23 protein-coding genes and 1 pseudogene are annotated in these 25943 nt (G+C 63.4%); 10 read left to right on the top strand and 14 right to left on the bottom strand.

The window, feature by feature from the left end; translation table 11 throughout:
* Positions 1-145 precede the first annotated feature (145 nt).
* Positions 146-646 (top strand): DUF4142 domain-containing protein, encoded by a 501-nt coding sequence (locus tag ACF8K2_RS19250; protein ID WP_186554413.1) that lies wholly within the window; start codon positions 146-148, stop codon positions 644-646.
* Between the two features lie 25 nt (positions 647-671).
* Positions 672-923, top strand: coding sequence for a hypothetical protein (locus ACF8K2_RS19245; RefSeq protein WP_186554412.1), 252 nt, complete (start codon positions 672-674; stop codon positions 921-923).
* Positions 924-988: 65 nt separating this feature from the next.
* Here the strand turns inward: ACF8K2_RS19245 and ACF8K2_RS19240 are convergent, their stop codons facing one another.
* Together ACF8K2_RS19240 and ACF8K2_RS19235 are read right to left on the bottom strand one after the other, a co-directional pair.
* Positions 989-1165 (bottom strand): DUF6021 family protein, encoded by a 177-nt coding sequence (locus ACF8K2_RS19240; protein WP_392466999.1) that lies wholly within the window; start codon positions 1163-1165, stop codon positions 989-991.
* 58 nt (positions 1166-1223) lie between these two features.
* Positions 1224-2234: a DNA-binding protein gene (locus ACF8K2_RS19235; protein WP_392466996.1), complete on the bottom strand. Its 1011-nt coding sequence runs from the start codon at positions 2232-2234 to the stop codon at positions 1224-1226.
* Between the two features lie 385 nt (positions 2235-2619).
* Between ACF8K2_RS19235 and ACF8K2_RS19230 the strand changes: the two genes are divergently transcribed.
* Positions 2620-3939 (top strand): MFS transporter, encoded by a 1320-nt coding sequence (locus ACF8K2_RS19230; protein WP_392466993.1) that lies wholly within the window; start codon positions 2620-2622, stop codon positions 3937-3939.
* A gap of 132 nt (positions 3940-4071) precedes the next feature.
* Here the strand turns inward: ACF8K2_RS19230 and ACF8K2_RS19225 are convergent, their stop codons facing one another.
* The gene (locus ACF8K2_RS19225; RefSeq protein WP_392466990.1) at positions 4072-5301 is read right to left on the bottom strand and encodes an NADH:flavin oxidoreductase/NADH oxidase family protein; all 1230 of its coding nucleotides are present in this window, start codon (positions 5299-5301) and stop codon (positions 4072-4074) included.
* 67 nt (positions 5302-5368) lie between these two features.
* The gene (locus tag ACF8K2_RS19220; RefSeq protein ID WP_392466987.1) at positions 5369-5788 is read right to left on the bottom strand and encodes a MerR family transcriptional regulator; all 420 of its coding nucleotides are present in this window, start codon (positions 5786-5788) and stop codon (positions 5369-5371) included.
* A 136-nt stretch (positions 5789-5924) separates the two neighbouring features.
* On the opposite strand from ACF8K2_RS19220, the gene ACF8K2_RS19215 reads away from it, so the two are divergent.
* The 4 genes from ACF8K2_RS19215 to ACF8K2_RS19200 all read left to right on the top strand — a co-directional run bounded on the left by ACF8K2_RS19215 (position 5925) and on the right by ACF8K2_RS19200 (position 11109).
* Positions 5925-6755, top strand: coding sequence for an alpha/beta fold hydrolase (locus ACF8K2_RS19215; protein WP_392466984.1), 831 nt, complete (start codon positions 5925-5927; stop codon positions 6753-6755).
* Positions 6756-6894: 139 nt separating this feature from the next.
* On the top strand, positions 6895-9219 hold the full coding sequence (locus ACF8K2_RS19210) for a putative bifunctional diguanylate cyclase/phosphodiesterase (RefSeq protein ID WP_392466983.1): 2325 nt from the start codon (positions 6895-6897) through the stop codon (positions 9217-9219).
* Positions 9210-10079 carry a phosphate/phosphite/phosphonate ABC transporter substrate-binding protein gene (locus ACF8K2_RS19205; RefSeq protein WP_392466982.1) on the top strand — a complete coding sequence of 290 codons (870 nt, stop codon included), beginning with the start codon at positions 9210-9212 and terminating at the stop codon, positions 10077-10079. The genes ACF8K2_RS19210 and ACF8K2_RS19205 overlap by 10 nt, the downstream gene beginning before the upstream one ends.
* Positions 10080-10158: 79 nt before the next feature.
* A complete protein-coding gene (locus ACF8K2_RS19200) occupies positions 10159-11109 on the top strand; it encodes a site-specific integrase (protein WP_392466980.1) in 951 nt (316 codons plus the stop codon).
* Here the strand turns inward: ACF8K2_RS19200 and ACF8K2_RS19195 are convergent.
* Complete coding sequence (locus tag ACF8K2_RS19195; protein ID WP_392467247.1) at positions 11099-12208, bottom strand: SMP-30/gluconolactonase/LRE family protein; 1110 nt, start codon at positions 12206-12208, stop codon at positions 11099-11101. The genes ACF8K2_RS19200 and ACF8K2_RS19195 overlap by 11 nt on opposite strands.
* A pseudogene (locus tag ACF8K2_RS19190) lies at positions 12206-12811 on the bottom strand (SDR family NAD(P)-dependent oxidoreductase); the annotation flags it as partial. The gene ACF8K2_RS19195 and the pseudogene ACF8K2_RS19190, both read right to left, overlap by 3 nt.
* Positions 12812-13083: 272 nt before the next feature.
* On the opposite strand from ACF8K2_RS19190, the gene ACF8K2_RS19185 reads away from it, so the two are divergent.
* Positions 13084-14055, top strand: coding sequence for a LysR family transcriptional regulator (locus ACF8K2_RS19185; RefSeq protein WP_392466978.1), 972 nt, complete (start codon positions 13084-13086; stop codon positions 14053-14055).
* Here ACF8K2_RS19185 and asnB read toward each other — a convergent pair.
* The 7 genes from asnB to ACF8K2_RS19150 are packed head-to-tail and all read right to left on the bottom strand — an operon-like array spanning position 14044 to position 22006.
* Positions 14044-15879 carry an asparagine synthase (glutamine-hydrolyzing) gene (gene asnB, locus ACF8K2_RS19180; RefSeq protein WP_392466975.1) on the bottom strand — a complete coding sequence of 612 codons (1836 nt, stop codon included), beginning with the start codon at positions 15877-15879 and terminating at the stop codon, positions 14044-14046. The two genes, ACF8K2_RS19185 and asnB, sit on opposite strands and share 12 nt — an antisense overlap.
* A gap of 11 nt (positions 15880-15890) precedes the next feature.
* Positions 15891-17276 carry an amidase family protein gene (locus ACF8K2_RS19175; RefSeq protein WP_392466973.1) on the bottom strand — a complete coding sequence of 462 codons (1386 nt, stop codon included), beginning with the start codon at positions 17274-17276 and terminating at the stop codon, positions 15891-15893.
* Positions 17263-18255, bottom strand: coding sequence for an AMP-binding protein (locus ACF8K2_RS19170; protein ID WP_392466969.1), 993 nt, complete (start codon positions 18253-18255; stop codon positions 17263-17265). Before ACF8K2_RS19170 ends, ACF8K2_RS19175 begins: the two co-directional genes overlap by 14 nt.
* The gene (locus ACF8K2_RS19165; RefSeq protein WP_264232728.1) at positions 18252-18536 is read right to left on the bottom strand and encodes an acyl carrier protein; all 285 of its coding nucleotides are present in this window, start codon (positions 18534-18536) and stop codon (positions 18252-18254) included. Before ACF8K2_RS19165 ends, ACF8K2_RS19170 begins: the two co-directional genes overlap by 4 nt.
* Positions 18533-18940: a hypothetical protein gene (locus ACF8K2_RS19160; protein ID WP_392466967.1), complete on the bottom strand. Its 408-nt coding sequence runs from the start codon at positions 18938-18940 to the stop codon at positions 18533-18535. Before ACF8K2_RS19160 ends, ACF8K2_RS19165 begins: the two co-directional genes overlap by 4 nt.
* Positions 18941-18950: 10 nt before the next feature.
* Entirely contained in the window at positions 18951-20693 is a 1743-nt protein-coding gene (locus tag ACF8K2_RS19155) for a prenyltransferase/squalene oxidase repeat-containing protein (protein ID WP_392466965.1), read from the bottom strand.
* Entirely contained in the window at positions 20690-22006 is a 1317-nt protein-coding gene (locus ACF8K2_RS19150) for an AMP-binding protein (protein ID WP_392466963.1), read from the bottom strand. Before ACF8K2_RS19150 ends, ACF8K2_RS19155 begins: the two co-directional genes overlap by 4 nt.
* A gap of 293 nt (positions 22007-22299) precedes the next feature.
* Between ACF8K2_RS19150 and ACF8K2_RS19145 the strand changes: the two genes are divergently transcribed.
* A complete protein-coding gene (locus tag ACF8K2_RS19145) occupies positions 22300-23550 on the top strand; it encodes a 3-deoxy-7-phosphoheptulonate synthase (RefSeq protein ID WP_392466961.1) in 1251 nt (416 codons plus the stop codon).
* 36 nt (positions 23551-23586) lie between these two features.
* Complete coding sequence (locus ACF8K2_RS19140) at positions 23587-24783, top strand: MFS transporter (RefSeq protein WP_392466958.1); 1197 nt, start codon at positions 23587-23589, stop codon at positions 24781-24783.
* A 3-nt stretch (positions 24784-24786) separates the two neighbouring features.
* Here ACF8K2_RS19140 and ACF8K2_RS19135 read toward each other — a convergent pair whose 3' ends face one another.
* A complete protein-coding gene (locus ACF8K2_RS19135) occupies positions 24787-25926 on the bottom strand; it encodes a glycerate kinase (RefSeq protein WP_392466955.1) in 1140 nt (379 codons plus the stop codon).
* Positions 25927-25943: the final 17 nt, after the last annotated feature.

Genomic DNA, 25943 nt, shown 5'->3' with positions numbered 1-25943 from the left:
CTTTGAATCTCTGAGCCCTGCCCGTTGACATCGTTCCCCAGTCGTGCACAGGTGGCGCTGTGTGCAGAAAAATTAAACCTTTGCTCGGCGCCATGGCTCAACCATAAGCGACATAGAGGTCGCGCCAACTGAGAAGGAGTGCGTCATGAACAACCTGTTCCTCAAGCGGGTCGGCTTGTCCGTCGCATTGGGCATGGCTTCGTTGCATGCCATGGCCGCAAGTTCAGATGACTTTGTCGATGCTGCCACCGAAGCCGGTATTGCCGAAGTGGTGACCGGCAACCTGGCCATGCAGAAGAGCCAGAATGCCGACATCAAGGCCTTCGCCCAACAAATGGTCACCGACCATACCAAGGCCAATCAGCAACTTGGCGATGTCGCCCGCAAACACGATATCAGCGTGCCGGATGAGGCCGCGCTGACCGACAAGGTGAAGAAGGTGATCCTGGAGTGGCGTGACGAGTCGTTCGACAAGTCGTACATCAACAACCAGGTCGATGCCCACGAAAAAGCCGTGGAGTTGTTCCAGAAAGAGGCCAGCTCTTCTGACAAGCCTGACCTGAAAGCCTTCGCCAGCGACACGCTGCCGACCCTGCAAAAACACCTGGAGCATGCCAAGCAGCTCCAAGCCAAACACGGCAAATGAATTGATTCTGCGAGGTTAGCCATCCATGAGTAACGATCCACTACGCTCAGAAGTTCTCACCCGCCTGCTGCATGCCCACCCGCAGGGGCTAGGCAAGGAAGTGCTGGACAATTATCGCGGCGAGAAAGCCGTGGCCGGCATGCTCAAGACCCTGCAGGACGAAGGGCTGATTCACGATGGCAGCGTTGGCGTCGACGCCGAGCACCAGATCAGCGTGCAGTATCCGATCAAACTCTCCAGCGCGGGGGTTGAGGCAGCCAAGCACGTCGAAGGCTGACCGTCCTGACTGGTTAAGCCCATTCCGGCCTCTTTGCGGGCTCACCTGCAAAGAGGCCGGAGTCTTCATTGCTTCTTCTCAAAATCCCGCGGCGGCTTGGCCGGCCCCTGGGGATCAACTTGCGGATCATCGACATCTGGCGAGTCCGGATCAAACCCCAGATCATCTTTTTGGCTGGCATGTTCGGAAGAGTGAGGCCCCTTCCCTGGCTGTTCAGTAGGCTGTTGCTCTGGCTTGGACATGGTTGAGCGACTCCGGTGAGTGTCTATAGAAGAAACCACCGGCAGCGCAAAGTTTGATTTATCCGCCTTCGCCAAGCCTATTGGCGTGCTCCTGGCCAGCCAGAACCGCGCGACACTCGCTCAACGCGGCAGACCGACTGCCGAGCTCAGCCTGCAAATAATCCAACTGCTGCTTCTGTTCGCTGCACAACTCACGTTTTTGCTCCAACTGCTGGGCTTGTGCCTCGAGCTGACGGCGCATCTCATCACTGCTGCCCTGCGCCTGGGCCAGGATCGAGCGCAGCCCCTGCACTTGTGCATCGCGTTGCTCAAGTTGCTCGTTCATCAGGGTGTGCTGCGCGGTCAACTGACGGCTCTCGCCTAGCAAACGCTCATTGTCGCGGTGCAGGCGGGTCAATTCTTCCTGGCGCACGATCAGGCCCTGCTGCAATTGCCGCTGTTCGACCTGCAGCTGTTGAACCTGCGCCTCATGCCGGCGCTGTTCTTGCTCGCGCTGCTCGCGGCTGGCGGCGCGGTAGTGCTCGAGCGCATCGCGGGCGTGGCGATGTTTGTCCTCCAGCGAACGGACTTGCTCATCCTTGTCGGTCAGGCGCAGCTGCAGCTCGCCCAGCGACTGGTTGAGGCTGGCACTGCGCAATTGCTCGGCTTGCAGAGTACTCAAGGTCGAGGCGAGTTTCTCCGATTCGGCCTGCAAGGCGGCGGCCTGGATCTGCTGTTGTTGCTGCGCCGCAGCCAGCGCCTGCTGCGCCAGCTGCAGCTGCGCCTGGAGCTGTTCACGCTGCTCGACGAATCCCGCCTCGGCCTGGCGAACGTGCTCCTCTGCTTGCTCATGCAATTGCGCCGCCAGCTGATCCACCAGCCGTGCCAATTGCTCGTTCAGCCCTGCCATCGCCAACGGCGCCGCGGGTTGCTGGGCCTCCAGTTCTTTGAGGTAGCGGTGAATGGTGGTTTTCGATCCGGTGTTGCCCAACTCGATTCGTACCGCATCGATGCTTGGATGTTCGCCACGGGCTATCAAGGCCTGGCGCGCCTGCTGCACTACTGCTTTGTTGATACCGCCGCGCGCCATATTTGCTCCTACGATTTCGTAATGTGGTACGTACTATGTAATTACGTACCAATTCTGATGGTAGAGAAACGGGTTTTCAAGGACTAGATGACATTCAATAATCACGGCTTATCGCATGTGAGAGGCAAATGCGTCGCTAAAAGTCGCCCTCAGATGTACAGAAGCTCGCTGCGGGAGTACTGGATAGGGAAAAGCGGCCGATACTCAGGCGCAAGGAAACGCGGCGCGCTACTGTTCGATGATCGAACACAAGCGCCCCCCTTGAATTGACGGTCTGTGATTCACTGCGCACCATTCACCGACCTCGCGCCCCGCTCTAGCTAAAGGCTGGTCGCGTTCGATAAGCCCTTGCAGCTCATAACAAATTCAACAAACCGACCCTTAAATGACCGATTCCAAGATCACCACCGCCCGCGTCCCGCAGGGAGGCATTGGCGCCAAAGTTCGCGATGCCTTCGCCGTCGGCAAGACCCGCTGGGGCATGCTCGCCCTGGTGTTCTTCGCCACCACCTTGAACTACATCGATCGCGCTGCCCTCGGGATCATGCAACCGATGCTTGCCAAGGACATGAGCTGGACGGCGATGGACTACGCCAACATCAACTTCTGGTTCCAGGTCGGCTATGCGATCGGCTTTTTGTTGCAAGGCCGGCTGATCGACAAAGTAGGCGTCAAGCGTGCGTTCTTTGCCGCTGTGCTGCTCTGGAGCATTGCCACGGGCGCCCACGGCCTGGCGACCTCGGCGGCGGGGTTCATGGTTTGCCGGTTCATCCTTGGCCTGACTGAAGCGGCCAATTACCCCGCTTGCGTCAAGACCACGCGGCTGTGGTTCCCCGCTGGCGAACGCGCGATTGCCACCGGCCTGTTCAACGCCGGCACCAATGTCGGCGCCATGGTCACCCCGGCGCTGCTGCCGCTGATCCTCGCCGCCTGGGGCTGGCAAGCCGCGTTCATCGCCATGGGGTGCCTGGGCCTGGTCTGGCTGGTGTTCTGGGGGCTGAAATACTTCGACCCTGAGCAGCACCCACGGGTGCGCCAGAGCGAACTGGACTACATCCAGCAGGACATCGAGCCTGAGGCGCGCCGCGTACCCTTCAAACGCATCCTGCGCATGCGCGGGACCTGGGCCTTCGCCGTGGCGTACTCGATCACCGCCCCGGTGTTCTGGTTCTACCTGTACTGGCTACCGCCGTTTCTCAATCAGCAGTACGACCTGGGCATCAGCGTTACCCAGATGGGCATCCCGCTGATTCTGATCTGGCTGACCGCTGATTTCGGCAGCATCGGCGGCGGCATCCTGTCTTCCTGGTTGATCGGTCGGGGCGTACGAGCCACCCGCGCGCGACTGATCTCGCTGCTGATTTTCGCCTGCAGCATGCTCAGCGTGACCTTTGCCGCGCACGCCAGTGGCCTGTGGATTGCGGTACTGGCCATCGCGGTGGCGGTTGGCGCGCACCAGGCCTGGACGGCGAATATCTGGAGCCTGGTGATGGATTACACGCCCAAGCACCTGATCAGCTCGGTGTTCGGCTTCGCCAGCATGTGCGCGGCCATTGGTGGGATGTTCATGACCCAGATCGTGGGCAGCGTGCTGACTGCAACCCATAACAACTATGCGGTGTTGTTCACCCTGATTCCGGCCATGTACTTCCTGGCGCTGATCTGGCTGTACTTCATGGCGCCGCGCAGTATCGAAACGCTGTAAGCAGGCATGGTGCTTTCCTCGCAGGCCCGTCATGGGCCTGTTTTTTTGTGTTGTAGTTGCGGGCCTCATCGCGGGACGAGCGCGGTCCTTGTAGGACGTGCCCCGCGATGAGGCCGGCACGGACACCGCCCATCACCCACGCTGCGCGATCCAGCGCCGATACTGCCGCGCCCGCCAGGCATTGCCCAGTTGCTGCACGATCAGCGCGCGCAACGGCCACACCCCAGGCTTGGGCGCCTTGGCGCAGCTGAGCTTGCGCAGTTGATACTTCACCACCGCCATATTCGCCACAGCACCCAGTGCCTTGTTGCGCCAGGTAATCGGCGGCAACTGCGGCGCGCTATCGCGACCTTCGCGCCAATCCTGCGGTAAACCTGGGTCAATGGCCAACGCCGTGCCAATCCCCACCATGTCCACCCCGCTCTGCACCACCTGCTGGGCAACGGGCTTGCGCCGAATACCGCCGGTGACCATCACCGGCATGTGCGCAACCTCGCGTATGTGCTGGGCGAACTCGACAAAGTAGGCCTCCCGGGCCAGGGTCCGCCCATCGCGCGCTTCGCCCTGCATGGCCGGTACCTCGTAACTGCCGCCCGACAGCTCGACCAGATCAACCGCCAGCCCATTGAGCATCTGCACCACCTCACGCGCATCATCGGCACTGAAACCGCCGCGCTGGAAATCTGCCGAATTAAGCTTCACCGCCACCGCGAAGCCTGGGGCAACCACGCTGCGCACGGCCTTGACGATTTCTAGCAACAAGCGCGCGCGATTGGCCAACGCGCCGCCCCAACGATCGGCCCTGTGGTTGGTCAGTGGCGATAGGAACTGGCTGAGCAGATAGCCGTGCGCTGCGTGGATTTGCACACCGGTGAACCCCGCCTGTTCGGCCAATTGGGCGGTGCGGGCAAAGCGGCGGATGACCTCCTCGATAACCGCGTCCGTCATTGCATGGGGCGTAGCGAAATGCTTGGACATCGACCCCAGCTGCAATGCCACGGCTGAGGGTGCCCAGGTCTTCTGGCCGAGATTGGCCGGCATCTGTCGACCGGGATGGTTGATCTGTAACCAGAACTGCGCGCCCTTGGCCCGGCCGACCGCGGCCCAGCGGCGAAACCCATCGAGCTGGGCGTCGTCCTCCAACACCACGCCACCTGGCCCGGTCATCGCCCGTCCATCGACCATGACGTTGCCACTGATCAGCAGCCCGGCGCCGCCCTGCGCCCAAGCCTGATACAAGCGCAGCAGCTGCGGCGAAGGCGCCTGGTGCTGGTCGGCCATGTTTTCTTCCATGGCCGCCTTGGCAATGCGGTTGGGGATGGACGAGCCGTTAGGCAGCAGCAGCGGGGTAAACAGGGTCATGGCGATGGCCTCGTGGAGTCGAGGCCTCACCTTAAGCTTAAAGCCAACTTTAAGGTCAATAGGTCTATCAAGCTTGTTGGTCGTGCTCGCGGCGCAGCCGTTGCAGAACGCGCTGGGCGTTGTCGCTGCAGGGCATTTGATCGGGCTTGCTCTCGATACTGTCTATCGCCAGCAATAGCCGCGCTTTGCTTTGCGCCAGACGCTCCTGCAGCACCTCGATTTCTGCCACCTTGCTACGCAGGCCACCCACCAGCGCGTCGTGCTGCCATTCGTTGCTAGTGGATGGCAATAGATGTCGGATCTCGTCCAGCGAGAACCCCGCGCGCTGCGCCCCGGTGATGATTTCCAGCAGCACCACCGCCTCTGGCGAATAATCGCGGTAGCCATTGGCCTTGCGTGCCACCGAGGTAATCAGGCCGCTCGCTTCGTAGAAGCGAATACGCGATGCCGCCAGGCCCGTTCGTTTGGCCAGTTCGCCAATTCTCATGCCACACCTCAGAAAATTCTCAGACCTTGAAGCTTACTTTAATCCTACGCTGGATAGGCGACCGAGCGATCAACCGGCTCAGGCTGTGCGGCGGATGTCGGTCACCACGCCACCCTTTGATACAGGAGACGCGAGCATGGGATACGTCACAACTAAAGATGGGGTCGAGATTTTCTACAAAGACTGGGGACCACGCGACGCCCAGGTGATCCACTTCCACCATGGCTGGCCGCTGAGCGCCGATGACTGGGATGCGCAATTGCTGTTCTTCCTTGACCAAGGCTTTCGCGTGGTAGCCCATGACCGGCGCGGACACGGGCGCTCCAGCCAGGTCGGGGATGGACACGACATGGACCACTACGCCGATGACGTCGCCGCTGTGGTCGAGCACCTGGGGACGCAGGGCGCGGTGCATGTCGGCCACTCCACCGGCGGCGGCGAGGTAGTGCGCTATATCACCCGTCATCCCAAGGATCCGGTTGCCAAAGCCGTGCTGATTGCAGCGGTGCCCCCGCTGATGGTCAAGACCGAGGCTAATCCGGGTGGGCTGCCCAAGTCGGTATTCGACGACTTCCAGGTGCAAACCGCGACCAACCGCGCGCAGTTTTTCCACGATGTGCCCGCCGGCCCGTTCTACGGCTACAACCGACCTGGGGCCGAGCCTGCCGAAGGGGTCATCCTCAATTGGTGGCGCCAGGGCATGATGGGCTCGGCCAAGGCTCACCATGACGGCATCGTTGCCTTCTCGCAGACCGACTTCACCGAGGATCTCAAGCGCATCACCATCCCGGTGCTGGTCATGCATGGCGATGACGACCAGATCGTGCCCTATGAAAACTCTGGCCCGCGCTCGGCAGAACTGCTCAGCAACGGCATCTTGAAGACCTACCAGGGCTACCCGCATGGCATGCCGACCACCCATGCCGATGTGATCAACGCCGATCTGTTGGCGTTCGTGCGCGGTTGATCAATGCGCAGCCATAGGCGTTGTGAGCCTATGGCTGCGCGCGCGCTAGAAAAAATGAAAGCAAAGTGCCATTAGTCATCCAGCTGTCATCTGCCTGTCGTATTTTCCGAGCATTACCCAGGGTCGGGAACCACCAGCAGTGATCCGCCGAACATCATCCTCCGCAGGCCTTCTGCCGATTCTGATCCTGGTGCTGTGCGCCGCGACCCTGGCATTTCTCTGGGGCCTGCACTTCACCCAGAAGCACGCCGCCCGCCAGGGCGCTTTGTCAGCCAAAGCGGCCGAGCACCTGAACCTTGCCAGTATCGTCGCCGAGAGCCTGCGCCAATTGGTCGATCGCGCCCAGGCGGTTGGCCGCGGTACCCAGGACGATATGAAAGCGCTGCGCCAAGGCAGCTTCAGCCTGGCGCGGATTCTGGCTGAAGACCCCGTATTCAAGCGCATGAGCCTGTATGACCGGCACGGACAGCTGGTCTCGGCCAGCCATGCCGACGAAGTCCAGCGCCTGCCTGATGATTGGCTGGAGCAGCTGAAAAACCACGTCTCGCGCTACGGCTTCAAGCCGTTCCTGCCGCGCATCGCAGCGAGTGACAATCCCTCCGCCCTGCCCGACTGGCGCTTGCCGTTCCTGCTGCCCCTGACTGATCTGCCGGGGCGCGAGATCGACACTATCCTGGTGGTGCAACTGGACATCGGCTACCTGGCGGTGTTGTTTCAGCACATCGACCTGGGCCGCAGCGGGCTGATGCGGCTGCTGCAAGATGATGGCCAGGAGCGCTTGCGGATCGACACCAGCGGCGTAGTGGTGGCCGGCGAGACATTGATGCCCGACCTGCCAGACACCGGCGATGACGCCGGGGTGCTGACCCAATATGCCGCCGAAGGGCCCTACCAGAGCCTGTATCGGCGCGTGGCTGATCGCGGTTTCAGCATCGTGGTCAGTCAGCGCTATGAAGAAATCCTCACCCCATCGGCACTGACCTACGAAGGCCAATTCTGGCTGAACCTGTGCATGACCCTGATGATCCTCGCCAGCCTCGCTTGGAGCCTGCGCCTGCTGGGCAAGCGCCAGGAAGCCTTCAGTGCGCTGGAGCAGGCCCAGCAGGTCAACCATGAGCTGATCGAGCGCCTGGAAGACGAGCACCGACGCAGCAGCCATGCGGCAGCCACCGATCACCTCAGCGGCCTGCACAATCGCCGCCAGTTCGTCGAAGTTGCTACCCAGACCCTTAGCCGCCAGCGTGGCAAACGGCGCCTGATGGCGATCCTGTTCATCGACATGGACCGCTTCAAGTCGATCAACGACTCGCTTGGCCACCGCATTGGCGACCTGCTGTTGCAAGCGGTCGCCGGGCGCATCCAGCGCCTGCTTGAACCCGGCGACGAAGCCTCGCGCTTTGGCGGTGACGAGTTCGTGGTGCTGCTGGCCGGGGAGCGCAGTGAAGAACAGATCAACACCTGGGTGCGCACATTGGTGCAAAAGCTCTCTGCCACCTATGCCCTGGATGGCCAGGAGGTCAACACCAGCCCCAGCGTCGGCGTCAGCATCTGCCCGCGCGATGGCCAAGACATCGACGCGCTGATCCGCTGCGCAGACGCCGCCATGTATTCGGCCAAGCAAGCCGGACGTGCCCAGTACCGCTTCTTCGATCCCTCGTTGAACCTGAGCGACATCCAGGCCTTCACCCTCGAACAGGCCTTTGGCAGCGCGTTGGCCGAGCGCCAGTTCGTGTTGCATTTTCAGCCGCAGATTCGCTTGGATACCCTGCAAGTGCTGGGTTACGAGGCTCTGGTGCGCTGGGACCACCCCGAGTTCGGCCTGCTTTACCCCGACCGGTTCATTGGCGTTGCCGAGCGCAGCGGCTTTATCGTCGAGCTGGGTTGGGAAGTGTTGCGCCTGGCCTGCGAGGAACTGGTGCGCTGGCGCCAACGCGACCTCGAGTCGCGCCTGGCGGTGAACGTCTCAGCGCTGCAACTGCGCCAGAGCGATTTCAGCGAACGCCTGCTCGCCGAGCTCAAGCGCCTGCAGATTGCCCCGCAACGGCTGGAGCTGGAGATCACCGAAACCACCGTGCTCGACCCTGAAGGCGCCGCCGTCGACCACCTGCACCGCTTGCGCGCCGCCGGTATCGGCATCAGCCTGGATGATTTCGGCCGCGGCTATGCAGGTTTTGCCCATCTGCACTCTCTGCCGCTGAGCAAGCTGAAAATCGACCGTGCGTTGATCGCGCCGCTGTGCAACAGCCACGACGACAGCCCGATCGTTTCTTCGACCATCATCCTGGCCAAGCGCCTGGGCCTGGAAGTGGTTGCTGAAGGCGTCGAAACCCGCGAGCAGGTGGTGTGCCTGAAACTTGCCGGTTGCGACATTGCCCAGGGTTATCACTTCAGCCGGCCGTTGTCGGTCGCTCAACTGCAAGACTATCCACCGTTCAGAAGCCTCGAGGTCAAAGCATGCGTGTAGCCAAGGCGCTGGCCGCGCTGAGCCTGGTCCTGAGCTTTATCGGTCATGCCCAGGCCGTCTGCAGCCCTCGTGCGTTGCGCCTGGCCGTGATCCCGATCAAGAGCGCGCAAGACATGCAGCATGAACACCAGCCACTGATCGACCGTTTGAGCCAGGCAACCGGTGTGCCGGTCGAGCTGGTGATCGCCTCTTCCTATGAAAGCGTGGTCGATGCGATCGTCTCCGGCGGTGCCGATATTGCCCGGCTCGGCCCGGCCTCCTACGTCCTGGCCCAGCGTCGCGACCCGCGCATCGAGCCCTTCGCCAGCTTCACCCTAAGCGCCGGCACCTATACCCCGGCGGGCAACTACTACCAGGCACTGCTGCTGACCCGCGCCGATGGGCCTGAACAGATCGACAGCCTGCGCGGCAAGCGGGTCGCGCTGAGCGACCCGGCCAGCACTTCAGGCAGCCTGGTGCCCAGCGTCGAGTTCGCCGCCACAGTGGGCGTGGCGCTACCACGTTACTTTGGCGCGCTGGTGTATGCCGGCAATCATGACAACGCGCTGGAGGCGCTATTGGACGGTCGCGTCGATGCCGCATTCGTCGCCAGCGAACGGGCCGATGCGTATCTGGCCAGTCATGCAATCAAGCCTGAACGGCTGCAGGTACTGTGGCGCTCGCAGCCGATTCACTACGACCCGTATGTATTCAGTGCCAGCGTGTGCCCGGCGATCAAGGCGCGGGTTCGCGATGCCATGTTGAACGACCCACAGGCACTGGCAGGGTTCGTTGCCTCCCAGGAAGCCAGCGGTTTGGTGCCGGTGAGCCATGCCGATTACGCCGCGTTGCAGCGGATGATGGACGCCGCCGTGCAGTGATATCCGTGCTGGCCTCATCGCCTCCCTGCCCCAACTGGTTTATCGTATCAGCTCGATCCACTGCCTCACCGCCCAGCCCATGACCGACATCGAGCGCTACGTACGCGCCGCCACCCGCGACAACACCCGGCGCAGCTACCAGTCCGCCACCGAGCATTTCGAAGTGCGCTGGGGTGGCTTCCTGCCGGCCACCGCCGACAGCATCGCCCGCTACCTGGTCGAGCACGCCGAGCAACATGCGGTCAGTACCCTGCGCCAACGCCTGGCGGCGCTGAGCCAATGGCACGTCAGCCAGGGCTTCCCTGACCCGACCAAGGCGCCATTGGTGCGCCAGGTGCTGCGTGGTATCCGCACCCTGCACCCAGCGCCGCCCAAACAAGCCGCACCGCTGCTGCTGCACCACCTGCAAACCGCTGTCGAGCGCTTTGAAGAGGAGGCCCGCCTGGCCCGCGAGCGGCATGACCTGCCAACCCTGCTACGCGCCCGGCGCGATACCGCGCTGTTGCTGCTTGGCTTCTGGCGAGGTATGCGTGGCGATGAACTCGCACGTTTGCGCATCGAGCATATCCAGGCCGAAGCCGGCGTCGGCCTGACCTTGTTCCTGCCACGCAGCAAGGGCGACCGCGAGGCACTGGGCGTGCACCACCGCACCCCGGCGCTCAAGGCGCTGTGCCCGGTCGCAGCTTATCTGCAATGGCTGGAAGTGGCCGCCATCGCCCATGGCCCGGTGTTTCGCAAGCTCGACCGGTGGGGCAATCTGGGCCAGGCGCCGCTCAACAGCAACAGCCTGGTTGCGCTGCTGCGCGGCATGCTTGAGCGCGCCGGGGTGCCCGCTGCGCTGTACAGCGGCCATTCGCTGCGCCGTGGCTTTGCCACCTGGGCGACGACCAACGGCTGGGAGCTGAAGTCGTTGATGAGCTATATCGGCTGGAAGGATGCCAAGTCAGCGCTGCGCTACATCGATGCAGCGCAGCGCTTTGGCGACCTGGCGGTGTTGCCGGGCGGTCAGGACAAGCGCCTCATTCCTTGAACAGGTGACGCGCCACCCCCGGCACCTCGGGGCGAATCATGTACAGATCGCCGGCATCCGGATAGTCGACCAGCTGCGCCGGCGCCATGCCAAAGCGCGCGGTGGTGATGTACAGGGTATCGAGCCCCTCGCCGCCAAAGCAGCAGCTGGTCGGGCGCGGTACCGGCATCAGCACCTGATCGCTCAGGTGGCCCTCGCGATCGTAACGCAGCAGGCAACTGCCATTGAACTGGCACACCCACAGGCCACCCTCGCGGTCCAGGGCGATGCCGTCCGGGCGGCCCAGCTCGGCCGGGGTTTCGGCAAACAGGGTGGCCTCGCCCATCGTGCCGTCGGGCAGGTATTGAGCGCGGTAGATCCTGCGGGCGACCGAACAAACGAAGAACAGGGTCTGGCCGTCCTCGCTCCAGGCCAGGCCGTTGGGCAGAGACAGGTCGCGCTGAATCACCTCGGCATGCAACTCACGGTCAAAACGATACAGCGCGCCGGTCTTGCCGCTAGGGCCTTCATCCATCAGGCCGGTGACGAAATACCCCTGTGGATCACAGGCGCCGTCGTTGAAGCGGTAGCTTGAGCGATGATGCACCGGCGCCGAATACTGGCGCACCTTGCCTTGCGCCACATCGAGCAGTGCTGCACTGGCATCTTCGGTAAAGATCAGGTTGCCCTTGTCTGTCAGGGCCAGGGCGCCGATACGTGCAGCCGACGCATACACTTCCTCTGCCTCGCCACCCGGGCGCAGCCGATTGATCCGGCCCCCGGAGATATCGACGAAGTACAGCAGCCCGTTTCGCTCATCCCAAACCGGACTCTCACCCAGATCGGCACGGGTCCGGGCGACCTTGGTCGGCACGTAGTGACACTCCTTGATGCGGCTCCAGCGCTCGGCCACCTCGTTCAGGCTGCCCGCTTCGACCCGGGCCAGGTCGCGGGGATAATTGACGCCGCTGTTCTCGCAAAAGCGCGTGGCGGTGAACTGGCCATTGCTGGCGCGCAGGATATACCCGGTGTCGCGGCACAAGTCGCTGGCCAGGTACAGCACGCCAGGGGTGACCCACTCGGGCTTGAGGTCTTCTGGCGGCTGGGTTACGCCCCACATGCGGGTCTTGGCCACCGGCGAGATCGCATTGACCAGAATGCCGTGCTCCAGGCCCTCCATGCTCAGCGCGTTCATGATGCCGACCTGGGCCATCTTGCCGGCGGCATAGGCCACCAACCCTGGCTGGGCGTAGCGCTGGTACATCGCCCGGTCCGAGGTGGTCAGCACCACCCGCGGCGCGGCGGAACGCTTGAGGTGTTTCCAGGCATGCTTGGCCAGCCACACCGGTGCGTGCACGCTGATGCCCAGGGCGCGCTCAAGAAACGCCTCTTGCTGGTCTTCGATATCCTGGTAGCCGACCCAACCGGCGTTGTGGATCAGAATGTCCAAGGCGCCAAACTGTTCGATGGCCAGCTCCACCAGCTGCTGGCAGCCCGCTTCATCATCCAGATGGCCAATATGCGCCACCACCTGCCCGCCTGCTGCCTGCAAGGCGCTGACCGCCTCAGTCACCAGCGCTTGATTCTCACCTTCACCTACCCGATCAGTGCCCAGGTCACTGACCACTACGCGGGCGCCCTGGGCCAGTAGCGCCTTGGCATAATCAAGCCCCAGCCCCTGGCCGCCACCGGTGACAATGGCGACCTTGTTCGTGAATGACATCGTCGAATCCCCTCCGATTCTTATTCACGAACCATAACAATAAAAAAATCAATGACTTAATACTAAAAGCATGCAACCTTGATATCTCCTGGATATCACCGAAGATTGCCAATCGAATGAAGCAGGCATTTATACCTGTGCAATTAGATAGGAAAAGCCCTCGTCTAGAGGCTTCTGCATGGCCAAGTCACACTCTATGATGGCGCGCTTGCAGGAATGGCCGGCGCCTGTCGCCGACCTGGCACCAGTTCGACTCGATGAAGGAACGTAGAATGATCGAGACACGTTTGCTCAGGCAGTTCATCGCCGTGGCCGAGGAGCTGCACTTTCACAAGGCAGCCATTCGCCTGCACATGGCGCAACCGCCCCTGAGCCAAGCGATCAACCGACTCGAGGAGAAGCTTGGCTTCAGCCTGTTCCTGCGCAACAAGCGCGGGGTCAAGCTCACAGCGGCTGGGATGGCCTTCCTGGAAACCGCTTATCGCACCCTCAAGGAGCTCGAAGAAGGCATCGAGTATGCGCGCAATGTCTCCGAAGGCATCTGCGGCAAGCTGACCATCACGGCCATTTCCATCGCTTACTACGAATCACTGCTCAATACCCTGCGGCGCTTTCGCGAAACCTACCCCAACGTGCGCCTGACCATCCGCGAAATGCCCTCGGCCTCCCAGGCCACGGCGCTGATGGCCGGCGAAGCGGACATCGCCTTCATGCGCAAGCTGCCGATGCCGCCTGACCTGATCGAATCGCGCTTGATCCTTAACGAGCAGATCGTGATGGCCTTGCCGGCCCATCATGAAAAAGCCCGCCAGTCGACGGTCGATCTGCGTGATTTTGCTGAGGAAGATTTCGTTTTCACCCCGCAGGTATTGGGCAATGGTTACTTCAGCCAGCTGATGGCCCTGTGCGAAGCGGCCGGTTTCTATCCCAAGGTGGTGCAGGAAGCTGGCCAGATCCATACCCTGATTGGCCTCGTCGCGTGTGGCTTCGGGGTGGCGCTGGTGCCGGAGTCGATCGCCCACTCGACCCTGCGCGACCGGGTGCTGTTCCGCCCGATCAAGGCGGTCAATGAACAGCCCAACCCGAGCATGGGCCTGTACATGAACTGGAACAGCCAGAACGCCTCCCCTGCCCTGGGCAGCTTCATCTCGATGCTCGACCTGGGCGCGCCGAAGCGCTTCAGCGATACCCTGCTGGACCTCGCTACCCAGGAAGAGATCGTGCGCCGCGAACTACACCGCTAGCCCATGCAGGCGCATCCAGGCATCCAGCGCCAAGGCCGTTTCCAGGTTGTTGCGGCGTAGCTGCGAGTTGAAGTACCCCTGCGCCTGCTTGAGCTGCGCCGCCAGCTGGGCGCGGTCGATGACCTGGAACACCGGGCTGTGTGAATCGCTCAGCAGCAGCCGGATGCGATCACGCAAGAACAGCTCATACGCCAGGTTGGCTGAGGTCGGGTAAGGGCTTTTCTTGCGCTCCAGCACCGCAGCGGGCAGCAAGTCGGCACAGGCCTGCTTGAGCAGCCACTTCTCCTGGCCATCCTTGCCCTTGATCGACCAGGGCACGTTATAGACGTACTCCACCAGTTCGTGGTCGGTATACGGCACCCGCACCTCAAGGCTTGCGGCCATGCTCAAACGGTCCTTGCGATCGAGCAGGATCGGCAACCAGTGATGCAGGTGCAGGTGGCTGATCTCACGCATCCGTCGCTCTTGCGGGCTGTCGCCGGCCAGATGCTCGACCCGGTCCAACGCCTGGTGATAGGCGCTGTCCTGATACCCGGCAAAATCGCACAAGCGATTGAACTCAGGGTTGATCAGGTCGGCTTGCAGCAGCTGCATACGCGACAGCCAAGGCAAGCGCGGCGCGGCAATCGCCTGCGGATCGCGGAACCAGGCGTAGCCGCCAAACACCTCATCGGCCGCTTCACCGGAGATCGCCACCGTGGAATGCCCGCGAATTGCCTTGAACAGCAGGTACAGCGAGGTATCGACGTCACCGAAGGTATTGGCCGAATCGTTGGCCCGGTACACCGCCTCGCGCGCGGGCCCTGCGACCAGCTCGCGGTTGTCGATCAAGATGGTCTGGTGCTGGCTGCTAATGAACTGGGCCGCGGCCAGCGCATAGGGCTCATCCCGCTCGGGGCGAAAGCTATCGGCCTGGAACTGCTCGGCCTGGCCGACAAAATCCACCGAGAACGAATTGACCGTCGCGCCATGCTCGGCCTGCAGCTTGCCCTGGGCCATGGCGGTGAGAATGCTCGAATCCAGCCCGCCGGACAGCAGCGAGCATACCGGCACGTCAGCATAGAGCTGCTCGCCCAGCGCCTTGCCGAGCAGCTCGCGGGTGCGCTGCACTGTGCTGTCGAGGTCATCCTCATGCTCGCGCCGGCTCAGTTGCCAATAGCGACTGACCTTGACCTGGCCTTGCGGACGCCAGGACAAACGATGCCCGGGCGGCAGCTCGCTGATGCCGCGAAACGCCGTGCGCGCTGTAGCGCGTGACAGGCTCAGGCCATCCACCAGGCCGACCACATCCAGCGCTTTGGCGAACTCCGGGTGGGCCAGGATGGCCTTGATTTCCGAGCCAAACAGCAGCCCTCGCCCCTGCTGCGCGTAATACAGCGGCTTGACCCCGAGGCGGTCGCGCACCAGCAGCAAATGCCCGTCACGGGTGTCGAACACGGCGAAGGCGAACATCCCCGAGAGGTGCTCGCAGCAGGCCTCGCCCCACTGCAGATAAGCGTGTAGCACCACTTCGGTATCGCTGCGGGTCTGGAACTGGTGCCCCAGCGCCTGCAAGCGTTCGCGCAGCGGGTTGTGGTTGTAGACTTCGCCGGTGTACACCAGCGCCACTTGCTGGCCGTCGGCGAACCGATAAGTCATCGGCTGCACGCCACCGGCCAGGTCGATGATCGCCAGCCGCCGGTGACCGAGCAGCGCGTGGCGGTGGCGCCAGCTGCCATGGGCATCCGGGCCGCGCAGGGCCAAGGTGTCGGTCATGGCGGCGATGATGGGCTGTTGTTGTTCAAGGTCGCGGGTGAAGTCCACCCACCCTGTAATTCCACACATGTGCGCCTCTCCTACTGAGCCTGGGTGTCTGCCGGCACCAGGCCGACCAGCGCTTGCAAGCGCTTGGCGATATCCAGCAACTGCCGTTCACTGTCGCGTCGGCCCATGATCTGCACCGCCAGCGCCGCCTTGCCATCCGTGCTCTGGCTGATCGGCACGGTGATCGCCGGCAGACCGCTGAAGCTGGCCAGCGGGGTAAAACTGATTTTCTGCGCGTAGTCGGCGTCTGCTGGCGACGGGATGGTCGAGTCGCCGGGTTGCGGATGACGCAGGTCGAATGGCCGGTTGGGGTCCATCGGGAACACCACGAAGTCGACCTGGGCGGCGTCGAACCAGGCGTCAACCCCGCCACGAATCTGGTCCATGCGCTGGTGAATACGCTGGTATTCGCTGTCGCTCACCCCGGCGCCTACGGCCAGGGCGCTTTGCGTCGACCAGTGCAGCTCACAGTCGAAGGCCTGCTGCCAGGCTGCCGAAGCCAGCCAGGCATCGCGTGCGCACAGCTGCCAGGCGTCGCCACGGCAGGCCCACAGCTCAGGCATCTGCACCTCGCTTTGGCGCATGCCCAGCTCAGTCATGGCATGGCGGGTCTTGTCGAGCATGGCCAGCATCTGCGCGCTGGTCAGGCCCGGCTCGTGCACATGGCTGAGAAAGCCGACCCGGTATTGCTGTTTGAGGGGTTGCTGCTCGCCGAGCAGGCCTTCGATGCCCAGCAAGGGAAACAGGAAGTCCAGGTCGTCAGCGGTGCGCGTCACCCAGCCCAAGGCATCCATGCGGGGCGACAGCGGGAATACCCCGGCCAGGCTCTGGGCCTTTTGCGTCATGCGCAGGCCGACCATGCCGTTGTGCGACGCAGGCCAACGTACCGAGCCAAGCACGTCGGTGCCCAACGAGATATCACACAGCCCGGCTGCCACCGACACCGCCGAGCCCGTGCTGGAGCCTGAAGGGTCGATCGTGGGGAAACGCGGGTTGCGACAACCGCCGCCAAAGGCAATGTTCAGCTCAGTGGTGGTGACCTTGCAGGTCAGCGCCACACGCGGGTCCAGCCAGGTTAGCGCCTCGGCGCTGCGCGCCGGGTAATGGCGGTAGCTGCGCAGGCCCAGGCGGGTCGGCAGGCCGGCGATGTCGACCGTGTCCTTGACGCCTAGGCGATACCACGGCGCTGCGACCGCTCGGCTACTGACCAGACAGCGATAATGGTGATCGGCATGCACGGACCACTGCTCGTACTGCTCAGCCCACTCAGCGGCCAGAGCCGGGTTGGCCTCCAGGCGTGCGTGGCGTTCGCGCAGGCTCAGCGCCAGGTACTGCGGCGGCTGCCGGCCATGCGCTGGATCGGCGCCGCAGTCGGCCAGGTAAGCGGCAATGGCATCTTCGGTTCTAACGTGTGACATCGGTGTATTCCTTGACAGTAGAGGCAGCCGCCCAGGGTTGCGGCTTGCCGGTTGCAGACAGCGGCAGATGCGCGACCCGCCGCACCGCGAGCGGGCGTGGGGTGGCAGGCAGCAGTTCGGTAAAAGCACCCAGTACTTCGCGCTCGGTCAGCGAACTGGAGCAAAACAACAGTTCATAAGCCTCGGCGCGCAGGGCGTCGCGCAGCGGCACGCAGGCCAACGCCGGACAGCCGAGATGACTACTCAGCTCACTGCCCAGTCTTGCCAGATCGACGCGCAGGCCGTTGACCTTGATCAGGCTGCTGACCCGGCCGAGCCACTGGAAGCGCCTGGCATCCAGTGGCTGAATCAGATCGTCGCAGCGGTGGCTGGCAGCGGTGGCCTGGCCTTGCTCACAGGCGATGCGCGGGCTGGCCACTTCGAGCGGCGCCGGTTGCCCTGCCGGGGTCAGCAGTTCGACATCGTCGAGCAAGGTCCAGGGCTGATCGGCCGTGCTCTGCACATCGAGCTGCCGAAACGCCATGGCACCGGTTTCGGTCGAACCTAGCAGCTCGATGAAGCGCACCTTCGGCCCGGCAAAGCGCTGCACGATGGCCAAGGCATCCGGTGGCAACAATGAGGCGCTGTGCAGGACCAGCACCTGGCGCTTGCCCACTAACCTTTCCAGCAGCCCCGGCAGCAGGCGCCAAGTGCTGGCGATCGCCAGGATCACGCAATGTCCTGTGCCATCGAGCGTTGGCAGTTGTTGCTGTTCCAGCGAGCAAAACTGCACCGGCGCACCGCTCACGCTTGCGCCGAACTCGCCGAGGATCTTGCCGTAGCTGTGGCTCGCGGGAGCGAACGCGATAATCTCGCCGACATCCGCCGCCCAGCGCTGGTAGATCAAGCGCGCCTCGCAGGCCATCTGCGCATGGCTGCGCAACCATTGCCGCGGCGCCCCAGTGGAGCCTGAGGTTTGAAACAGCTGGTGCTGGCTCACACGCTGGCCTGCAAAGTCAGTTGATCCTCGAGCTTTTGCGCGACGAAGCGCTGCATCTTGTCCAGAGTCTCGAACCAGAAGCGCACGTCGTCGCTGAGGTAGTCCACTTCGATCTCAAAGCACTGCTCGATCGCGGTGATCACTTCAACTGCCATCAGGCTATCGAAGCGCTCGCCGATGAAATCGCGAAAACTGGCGTGGCGATCGAGGCTGGCGACCTCGGCACCGAGCAGTTGCTCAAGCGTGTGACGAATGCGCTGTTCAATAGAGGGGGTATTCACGAGCCTGTGCTTCCTTGTGGTGAGCCTGCGTTGATCAGCGCCGAACCTGCGCTGTAGAACACCTGTGCAGGCGCGATGGGGTCGAATTGCAAATAAATGAATGCGCCGCTGTAAGTGGCGCGTAGCCCGGCATACAAGCCGTCGGCCAGCACCTGCTGGGCGAGCGCGTCGCGCTCTTCAGAGCAGGTGATGCGCAGGTGAAATTGCGCAGGCTTGCCATGGCGATCGACGCTGGGCAGCGGCATGCCGGCGCTGAACACGCAGTCCAGCGGCAACGGGGCGAAGAACACCATGCAGTGCGCAGGGTCGGCGCCGAGCCCCTTGAGCACCCGGGTAAAGCCCAGGGCGATGCGCTTACGCTCGATCAGCGCCAACGGCGCGCAGGCGACAGTAATGGTGGGCATGGGCCGGTCCTTAGGAGAGGTGGAGGTTGGGTAGCTGCGTACGTGCGCCGTTGACCAACGCCAGCAATAGCTCGCCCAGACAGGCAGACAGTGCGTCCTGGCCCTCCAGGTACAACGGCGACCAGGCAAAGCCCTGCCCAGCGCCGACCTTGTCGAGGAAAAAGCCCAGGTGCGGGATATCGATCGGCAACTCAAGGGCGAGCGCCAACGCCAGCGCCTGATAGGTGCTGAGCAAATCAGGGATGCGCTGGCCCAGATTGGCAAAGCCACCCTGGCGTACTTTGTGCGCGGCGATCAGCGTCGCGGCCTCGGCCTTCACGTCCAGGCCCAGATAGGCCAGGCAGCTCAATGCCTGTAACCCCGCGCGCAAGGACGACTGGCCTCGGGGATAGGCTGAATAGGCAATTACACCGCCCTCCTCGCGGCGGCAGCTGCGCACGAAGCGCTCCAGGCTAGGAAGGTCCACCCCGGCACTGTCGTTCAGCGCTTGCAGGATCGACACCGCCGAGGCGCTGGAGACCAGATCCGAGCCACGCCCTTCCCAGAAACCGAAACCACCATCGGGGTTCTGTAACGAGGCCAGCCACTGGCCGATGGCCTGGCGCGCCCTTGGCTGCTCGGCAAACGCCCCAGCGGCCAGGCCCCAAGCAGTGCAGCGCAGCTCGGCGCCACGCCCGGGCATGTACATGATCCCAGCTTCATTGGGCATCTGGCAGCCTTCGATCCAGCGCAGTGCCGCATCACGATCATCATCGCCAAGGCCATTGCCGAGCAGGCCCGCTGCGGTGCTCAAGACATCGGCGGCGCTGCTCACTCCACGGTAGCTGTAGCCACCCTGGGGCATGGCCAGGGTAGCGATGAACGACGCCAGCGCATCGGCCATATGCTCAACCGGTTGGCCCATCGCCTTGAGCGAGCCCACGGCGCAGAACACCGCCCAGACATCCTCGCCGTCGTAACCCTGCCAACGCACGAATCCGCCACCTGGCCCACGCAGGGCCTCGATCCAGGCCACGCAGCGCTGTTGATCCAGCGGCTGCGCGTTGAGTTCGACCAGGCTTGCGGTGGCGCGATAGGTCGCCCACAAGCACGGCGATTGCGCCGTCTCGCTGAAGCGAAAGCCACCTGCGTCCACTTGCTGCGCCTGCAGCCAGCCGATCAGCCGCCGCCGGTCCCAGGCCGGTGCGCGCAGGCCCGCTCCTGCAAGGGCGCGGGCGGCCATCACGCCGTAGAAGCAGGCGCGGGTATCGGCCACATTACGCTTGGCGAAATCAGCTGACCAGCTCAGGCCGCCGTTGGCGCACTGCAAGCCGTCGAGCCAGCGGTACAGGGCGTCGGCGTCGCGTACCTGGCCATTGCACACGTCCAACAAGGTGCGCAGTGCATAGTGAGTTGCCCAGGCATCTGCGGTTTGCCCTGGGCACATGGCATAGGCGTCGCCATCGAACAGGGTATCGATCCACTGCGCGGTAGCCTCGCGCTGATCGACCGGCGCGGCGAGATCCTTGAGCGTTTCGGTGCAATAGAATGTCGCCCAGGCATCGGAGGGCATGCCTTTGCTCCAGGCATAGCCGCCATCACGATTGCGCCGAGACTGGATATAGGCCTGCAGCTGCACCACGTTCGCGCTGGACAGCCGCTCGATCCAGGCCAGGCTGCGGATTGCCGCGTAGGTGCACCACAAATCCGGTTGATGGTTAGCCAGGCCTCGCCCTTGCGGGAAGCGCGGCTGTTGCAGCAAACGCTCGCTCATTGCTGGCCACCGACAAAGCGCAGGTTGGTTTTCTTCCAGCTTTTCTGCGAGGCGCCGCTCTTGCTCAGGGCCGAGAGATTGTTGACGAACAGGATGCGGCTCCAGCGCAGGCGCATCCGCGCTTCGGACTGGGCTTGCAGGTGCTGCTGCAAGGCAGTCTCCTGGTCATTGTCCCAAAGTACATCACGCTCCAGGATCAGTGCCGCGGTGTCGCTGTCACGGTCGACTTCGATCATGTAGCCGGTCGCGTCGCAGCTGCCGTACACCACCTCTTCCACGGCCCGAATTTCCAGGCCGACACCGCTGACCGTGACACTGTCATTGTCGCGGCCATTGATCAGCAGGGTCGGGCTGATCTGCCCCGGCTCACAGCCACCGGTGATGGTGACACTGTCGCCGGTGTCCAGGCGCAGGAGCGGCCGGGCGTAGAGATTGAGCGGCGTGACCAGCAAACGCCCAGTCAGGCCTTGGGCTGGCGCGACCACGCGGCCATCGGCCAGCAGCAGTTCGAAGTAGTTGGTCGCAGTGGCCAGGCGCATCACCTGATCGTCGCCCACCGCCGCCAAGGTGCCGGTCTCGGTGCTGCCGTAGCTTGCGTCGAACACCTGGCACTGCCACCAACGCGCCAGGCGCTGGCGAAACGGCTGGGTGTTGACCTCGCCCAACAGCATGATCGTCCGCACCGACTGGGCGAAGCCGTCGAGCATGTCGCGCTGCTTCAGGTACCGGGTCAGCTGCACCAGTACGCCTGGGGCTATGAACAATACCGTGGGCTGGTAGGTGGCGAAGGTCTTGCACACCCGTTCCCAGTCGGTGATGCCGGTGGTGAACGGGTACAGCCGCACATGGCAGACATCCAGGTATTCGCAGACATTGGCGATCAAGTCACCGACCGGGACGATGTCCGAGGGCATCAGGTTGGCCACCCGTGCCCCGGCCGGTAACAGCGAGCGCCAGTGACTGGCAACGCTGATGGCGTTCCAGATGATGTCCTGTTTCAGGCGCGGGGTGGGTGTCGGCTCACCTGTAGTGCCGGTGGTGGCGTAATACTTGGCAGCATCGCCAAGCCCTACGGTGCAAAAGTCCAGCGGCCGTGCCTTGAGGCTGGCCTTGGCGGTCGGTTGCAGCTGGTCAAAGGCTGCCAGGCTGAAGGCTGGCAAATCCCTGTAGAAGGTGCTGGCTCGAGCACGCTCCCAGGCCGCGTGCAACTTGCCGGTATAAAAAGCCTGTTCGGGCATGCGCCCGAGTTGCTGGCGAAGTTCGCGTTCGGCGTCCTTAACGACAGCGTAATCATGATCCGTGTGAACTAACATCGACCCGCCCCTCTCGAATAAGTCGCGACGAGAATTGGCGAGTGCCTGCGCTGAGTAAAATACTATTTTCGACCCTGCGGTGAGAGTCGCGAAGTATTAGTTGCCCTTGAAATACAAGGATTTAGTGTAGGAAGCGAGGCCAGAAAATAACCATCCGCCGACGCCACGGGGGTGTTAGCCGAGTATCAGATAAAGACGTTTATTGTATTTCCCAAGCTGTGTCGTCACTGCGCACTATCGCCGCCACCTGCAGCACTTGCAGATTGAGCGACGATCATTCAGGGAGACACATCATGTTGAGCACATGCGCCCAGATGCTGGACGGCCAGACGGCCTGGACACCCGATTCTTGGCGCGAACGCATCGCCGCCCAGCAACCCCACTATGCCGATGCCCAGGGCTTGCGCCAGGCCGCTACCCACCTGCGCCAAGCCACCCCGCTGGTCAGTGCGCAATCAATCGATTTGCTCAAAACCCGCTTGGCTCAGGCGCAACAAGGCCGCGCCTTCGTCCTGCAAGGCGGCCACTGCGCCGAGGCCTTTGCCGACACCGACCCCGCTGCGCTCAAGCGCCTGCTGGTGCTGATGGAACACATGAGCCAGGCGCTGATGCCCGGCCTGCAACGGCCGCTGATCAAGATCGGCCGCTTGGCTGGGCAATATGCCAAACCGCGCTCCAGTGATATCGAGACCCATGCTGGCCTGAGCTTGCCGGTCTATCGCGGCGATATCGTCAACCAAGCCGAGTTCTGCCCGCAGGCACGCCGGGCTGATCCTGCCCGCTTGCTACAGGCCTACGCCCACTCCGCCAGTACCCTGGAGCATGCCCGGGCGATCCAGGCCATCATGCACAGCGACAACCTGGCCGAGCGAAGCCTGTTCATCTCCCATGAGGCCCTGCTGCTCGAATATGAGCAAAGCCTGACCCGCCAACAGGCCGATGGCCGCTGGCTCAACCAGTCCACTCACCTGCCCTGGATCGGCCTGCGCACCGCCCAGCCCGACGGCGCCCATGTGGAGTACCTGCGTGGGGTGGACAACCCGCTGGCGGTCAAGGTCGGTGCCGACACCACGGCCAGTGACCTGCTGCAGTTGGTCGAGCGCCTCAACCCGGGCAATCAGCCAGGCCGATTGACCCTGATCCACCGCATGGGCGCGCTGTTACTGGGCGAGCGTCTCGGTGCGCTGATCGATGCGCTAAAGCGCGCCGATGCCAAGGTGTTGTGGCTGTGCGACCCCATGCACGGCAACACCCGCACCCTGCCCTGCGCCACCAAGACCCGCGCCTTCGACGACATCCTCGCGGAAATCGCCATGGCCTTCCGGGTGCATGCCCGGCACGGCTCGATCCTCGGCGGCCTGCACCTGGAAATGACTGGCGAGGCGGTCACCGAATGCCTCGGCGGCCCCGCCAATCTGCAGCCGAGCGACCTCGGCCAGTGCTACCTGAGCAAGGTCGACCCACGCCTGAACGGTGAGCAAGCCCTGGAGCTGGCGCGGCGGGTCAGCCTTGATCGCCTCGCCTGCAACGCCGACATCCGTTAACCTTCTCCTTCACTCAAGGATGAGTCTGATACACCAATGCCTATCGTCATTTACGTTTTTTCGCTGTGCACTTTCGTGTTCGGCCTGTCTGAATTCGTCGTCGCCGGCCTGGTCTCGGTCATGGCTGACGACCTTGGCAGCCCAATCACCGCAGTAGGTTCGGCGATTGCCGCGTATGCCTTGGGCGCTGCCATTGGCGCGCCGATTCTCACCGCGCTGCTGGTGACCTGGCGCGATCGCGCGGTATTGCTGTTGACCCTGGCGGTGCTCGGCCTGGGCAGCTTGCTGCTGGCTAAAGTCGATCAACTACTGGCGCTGTACCTGCTGCGCTTCCTGATTGGCCTGGCCCATGGGGTGTTCATGGCCGTTGCCTCCAACGTTGCAGTCAAACTGGTCGAGCCGGCGCGCGCCGGCCGCGCGCTGTCGGTGGTGTGGATCGGCCTGACCTTGTCGTTGGCGCTGGGTGTGCCGCTTGGCACCGTGCTGGGCAGCTTGTGGTCATGGCGGGTGATTTTTGTCGTGCTAGGTGTGCTGGGCTTGTTCAGCGTGATTGGGCTGCTGCGGCTGATGCCCAGCGAGGGCGCGCCCCAGACTGCCGCGCAGGGTGGGCCGATTGCCAGTCTGGCGGCAATCATGCACACCGCGCTGCTGTCGGCTGCGGGGATTGCCATGTTGGTCAGCGTGGCGGTGTTCTCATTCTTCACCTATGTGTCACCGTTTGTGCTGGAGGTGACCAAGGGAAGCGTGCAGCTGCTGGGGCTGGCGATGCTGATGTTCGGGGCCTGCACGATCGTTGGCAACCTGCTGGGCGGCTATGTCGCCGATCGCTACGACAGCACGCGCTGCCTGATGGCTGCCCTGAGCTTGCTCGCCGCGAGCTTGGCGCTGCTGTACGTCGCCAAGCATTGCGCGTGGGCGGTGCTGGTATTGGTCGGCGTGCTCGGCGCGCTGTTCTTTGCCATTGTCACCCTTTCGACCTTGCGTCTGCTCACCCTGGCTAAAACCCTCGCACCCCATGCCACCGGCGTGGCCTCCGGCCTGAGCATCGCCGCGTTCAACCTCGGCACAGCAGTGGGTGGCGCCATTGGTGGCGGGTTGATCATTCACCTGGGCTTGGCCTACTTGCCCCTGGCCGGGGTTGGCGCGGCGCTGATCGCGCTGCTGGCACTGAGCGCGCAGGCAGCGCCTGATCCGGCAGCCACTACGGATGCCGAACCACAACGCCAGCGCTGATCTTCAGCCTTGGCGGGCGCAGCGCCACAGCCGGGCGATGTCACTGGCGCGTGCCCGCAGCAGCTCAGGTGCATTGGCACAGGCTTGCTCCAAGGTCATTGGGCCACTGGCCAAGGCAAAGGCTGCATCGATACCGTGGGCGTACAGCTGCTGATAGCCCTCGCCCAGGGTGCCGGCGAGCACTACCACCGGCACGCCGTGGCGCTTGGCGACCCGGGCTACGCCCATCGGGGTTTTGCCGCGCAGGGTCTGCGCATCGAACCGGCCTTCACCGGTAATCACCAGATCAGCCCCCTGGACCAGCGCATCCAGGCCGGCCAGCTCGGCCACCACTTCGACCCCAGGGCGGAAACGCGCGCCCATGAACGCCTTGGCCGCGAAGCCCATGCCGCCGGCTGCGCCACACCCTGGGAACTCACGTACATCTTCACCCAAAAGTGGCGCACAGTGATCGGCAAAATGGCCCAAGGCCTGGTCCAGCGCCTGCACCTGCGCAGGGCTTGCGCCCTTCTGCGGGCCAAAGATGGCCGAGGCGCCGTTAGGCCCGCACAGCGGATTGTCGACGTCTGCCGCGACCTCGACCTGTACTTCGGCCAGACGCGGGTCGAGGCCGCTGGCGTCGATCCGCGCCAACTGCGCCAGGGCCAGGCCGCCCTCGGCGAGCGGCTGGCCGTTGCCATCCAATAGGCGCAGGCCAAGCGCACGCAGCATGCCGCTGCCGCCGTCGTTGGTCGCACTGCCGCCGATGGCCAGGACGATCCGCCGCGCACCGGCCGCCAGGGCCGCCGCGATCAGCTCGCCAGTGCCCCAGGTGCTGCTGCGACAAGCATCGCGCTGACCGGTCGGGACCAGTTGCAGGCCGCTGGCCTGGGCCATTTCGATGATCGCGGTGCGGCTTTGCGCAAGCCAACCCCAGCCGGCTTCGACGCTCTCGCCCAGTGGGCCACGAACCTGTTGTCGACGCAGTTCGCCCTGGCTTGCGGCCAGGATCGCCTCCATGGTGCCTTCGCCGCCGTCGGCCATGGGGCATTCAACGTAGTCGGCGTGCGGCCAGACCTCGGCCAGGCCGCTGGCAATGGCCCGGGCGACACCGGCAGCATCGAGGCTGTCCTTGAACGAATCGGGGGCGATAACGACTTTCATGGGGATTCTCCTGATCC

The organism is Pseudomonas sp. xss_2, assembly GCF_043104195.1.
GTDB classification, from domain to species: Bacteria; Pseudomonadota; Gammaproteobacteria; order Pseudomonadales; family Pseudomonadaceae; genus Aquipseudomonas; species Aquipseudomonas urmiensis.
The sequence above is the reverse complement of the archived record's forward strand: the minus strand, read 5'-3'. Positions and strand labels throughout refer to the sequence as shown.

Excerpts from the sequence above, each read along its gene's own strand:
- ACF8K2_RS19160 (WP_392466967.1), bottom strand. The coding sequence starts at position 18,940 with ATGCCCACCATTACTGTCGCCTGCGCGCCGTTGGCGCTGATCGAGCGT.
- ACF8K2_RS19220 (WP_392466987.1), bottom strand. The coding sequence starts at position 5,788 with ATGAGAATTGGCGAACTGGCCAAACGAACGGGCCTGGCGGCATCGCGT.
- ACF8K2_RS19195 (WP_392467247.1), bottom strand. The coding sequence starts at position 12,208 with ATGTGGGGCGTAACCCAGCCGCCAGAAGACCTCAAGCCCGAGTGGGTC.
- asnB (WP_392466975.1), bottom strand. The coding sequence starts at position 15,879 with ATGTGTGGAATTACAGGGTGGGTGGACTTCACCCGCGACCTTGAACAA.
- ACF8K2_RS19145 (WP_392466961.1), top strand. The coding sequence starts at position 22,300 with ATGTTGAGCACATGCGCCCAGATGCTGGACGGCCAGACGGCCTGGACA.
- ACF8K2_RS19230 (WP_392466993.1), top strand. The coding sequence starts at position 2,620 with ATGACCGATTCCAAGATCACCACCGCCCGCGTCCCGCAGGGAGGCATT.
- ACF8K2_RS19225 (WP_392466990.1), bottom strand. The coding sequence starts at position 5,301 with ATGACCCTGTTTACCCCGCTGCTGCTGCCTAACGGCTCGTCCATCCCC.
- ACF8K2_RS19150 (WP_392466963.1), bottom strand. The coding sequence starts at position 22,006 with ATGTTAGTTCACACGGATCATGATTACGCTGTCGTTAAGGACGCCGAA.
- ACF8K2_RS19240 (WP_392466999.1), bottom strand. The coding sequence starts at position 1,165 with ATGTCCAAGCCAGAGCAACAGCCTACTGAACAGCCAGGGAAGGGGCCT.
- ACF8K2_RS19135 (WP_392466955.1), bottom strand. The coding sequence starts at position 25,926 with ATGAAAGTCGTTATCGCCCCCGATTCGTTCAAGGACAGCCTCGATGCT.
- ACF8K2_RS19235 (WP_392466996.1), bottom strand. The coding sequence starts at position 2,234 with ATGGCGCGCGGCGGTATCAACAAAGCAGTAGTGCAGCAGGCGCGCCAG.
- ACF8K2_RS19185 (WP_392466978.1), top strand. The coding sequence starts at position 13,084 with ATGATCGAGACACGTTTGCTCAGGCAGTTCATCGCCGTGGCCGAGGAG.
- ACF8K2_RS19140 (WP_392466958.1), top strand. The coding sequence starts at position 23,587 with ATGCCTATCGTCATTTACGTTTTTTCGCTGTGCACTTTCGTGTTCGGC.
- ACF8K2_RS19245 (WP_186554412.1), top strand. The coding sequence starts at position 672 with ATGAGTAACGATCCACTACGCTCAGAAGTTCTCACCCGCCTGCTGCAT.
- ACF8K2_RS19205 (WP_392466982.1), top strand. The coding sequence starts at position 9,210 with ATGCGTGTAGCCAAGGCGCTGGCCGCGCTGAGCCTGGTCCTGAGCTTT.
- ACF8K2_RS19155 (WP_392466965.1), bottom strand. The coding sequence starts at position 20,693 with ATGAGCGAGCGTTTGCTGCAACAGCCGCGCTTCCCGCAAGGGCGAGGC.
- ACF8K2_RS19215 (WP_392466984.1), top strand. The coding sequence starts at position 5,925 with ATGGGATACGTCACAACTAAAGATGGGGTCGAGATTTTCTACAAAGAC.
- ACF8K2_RS19200 (WP_392466980.1), top strand. The coding sequence starts at position 10,159 with ATGACCGACATCGAGCGCTACGTACGCGCCGCCACCCGCGACAACACC.
- ACF8K2_RS19250 (WP_186554413.1), top strand. The coding sequence starts at position 146 with ATGAACAACCTGTTCCTCAAGCGGGTCGGCTTGTCCGTCGCATTGGGC.
- ACF8K2_RS19175 (WP_392466973.1), bottom strand. The coding sequence starts at position 17,276 with ATGTCACACGTTAGAACCGAAGATGCCATTGCCGCTTACCTGGCCGAC.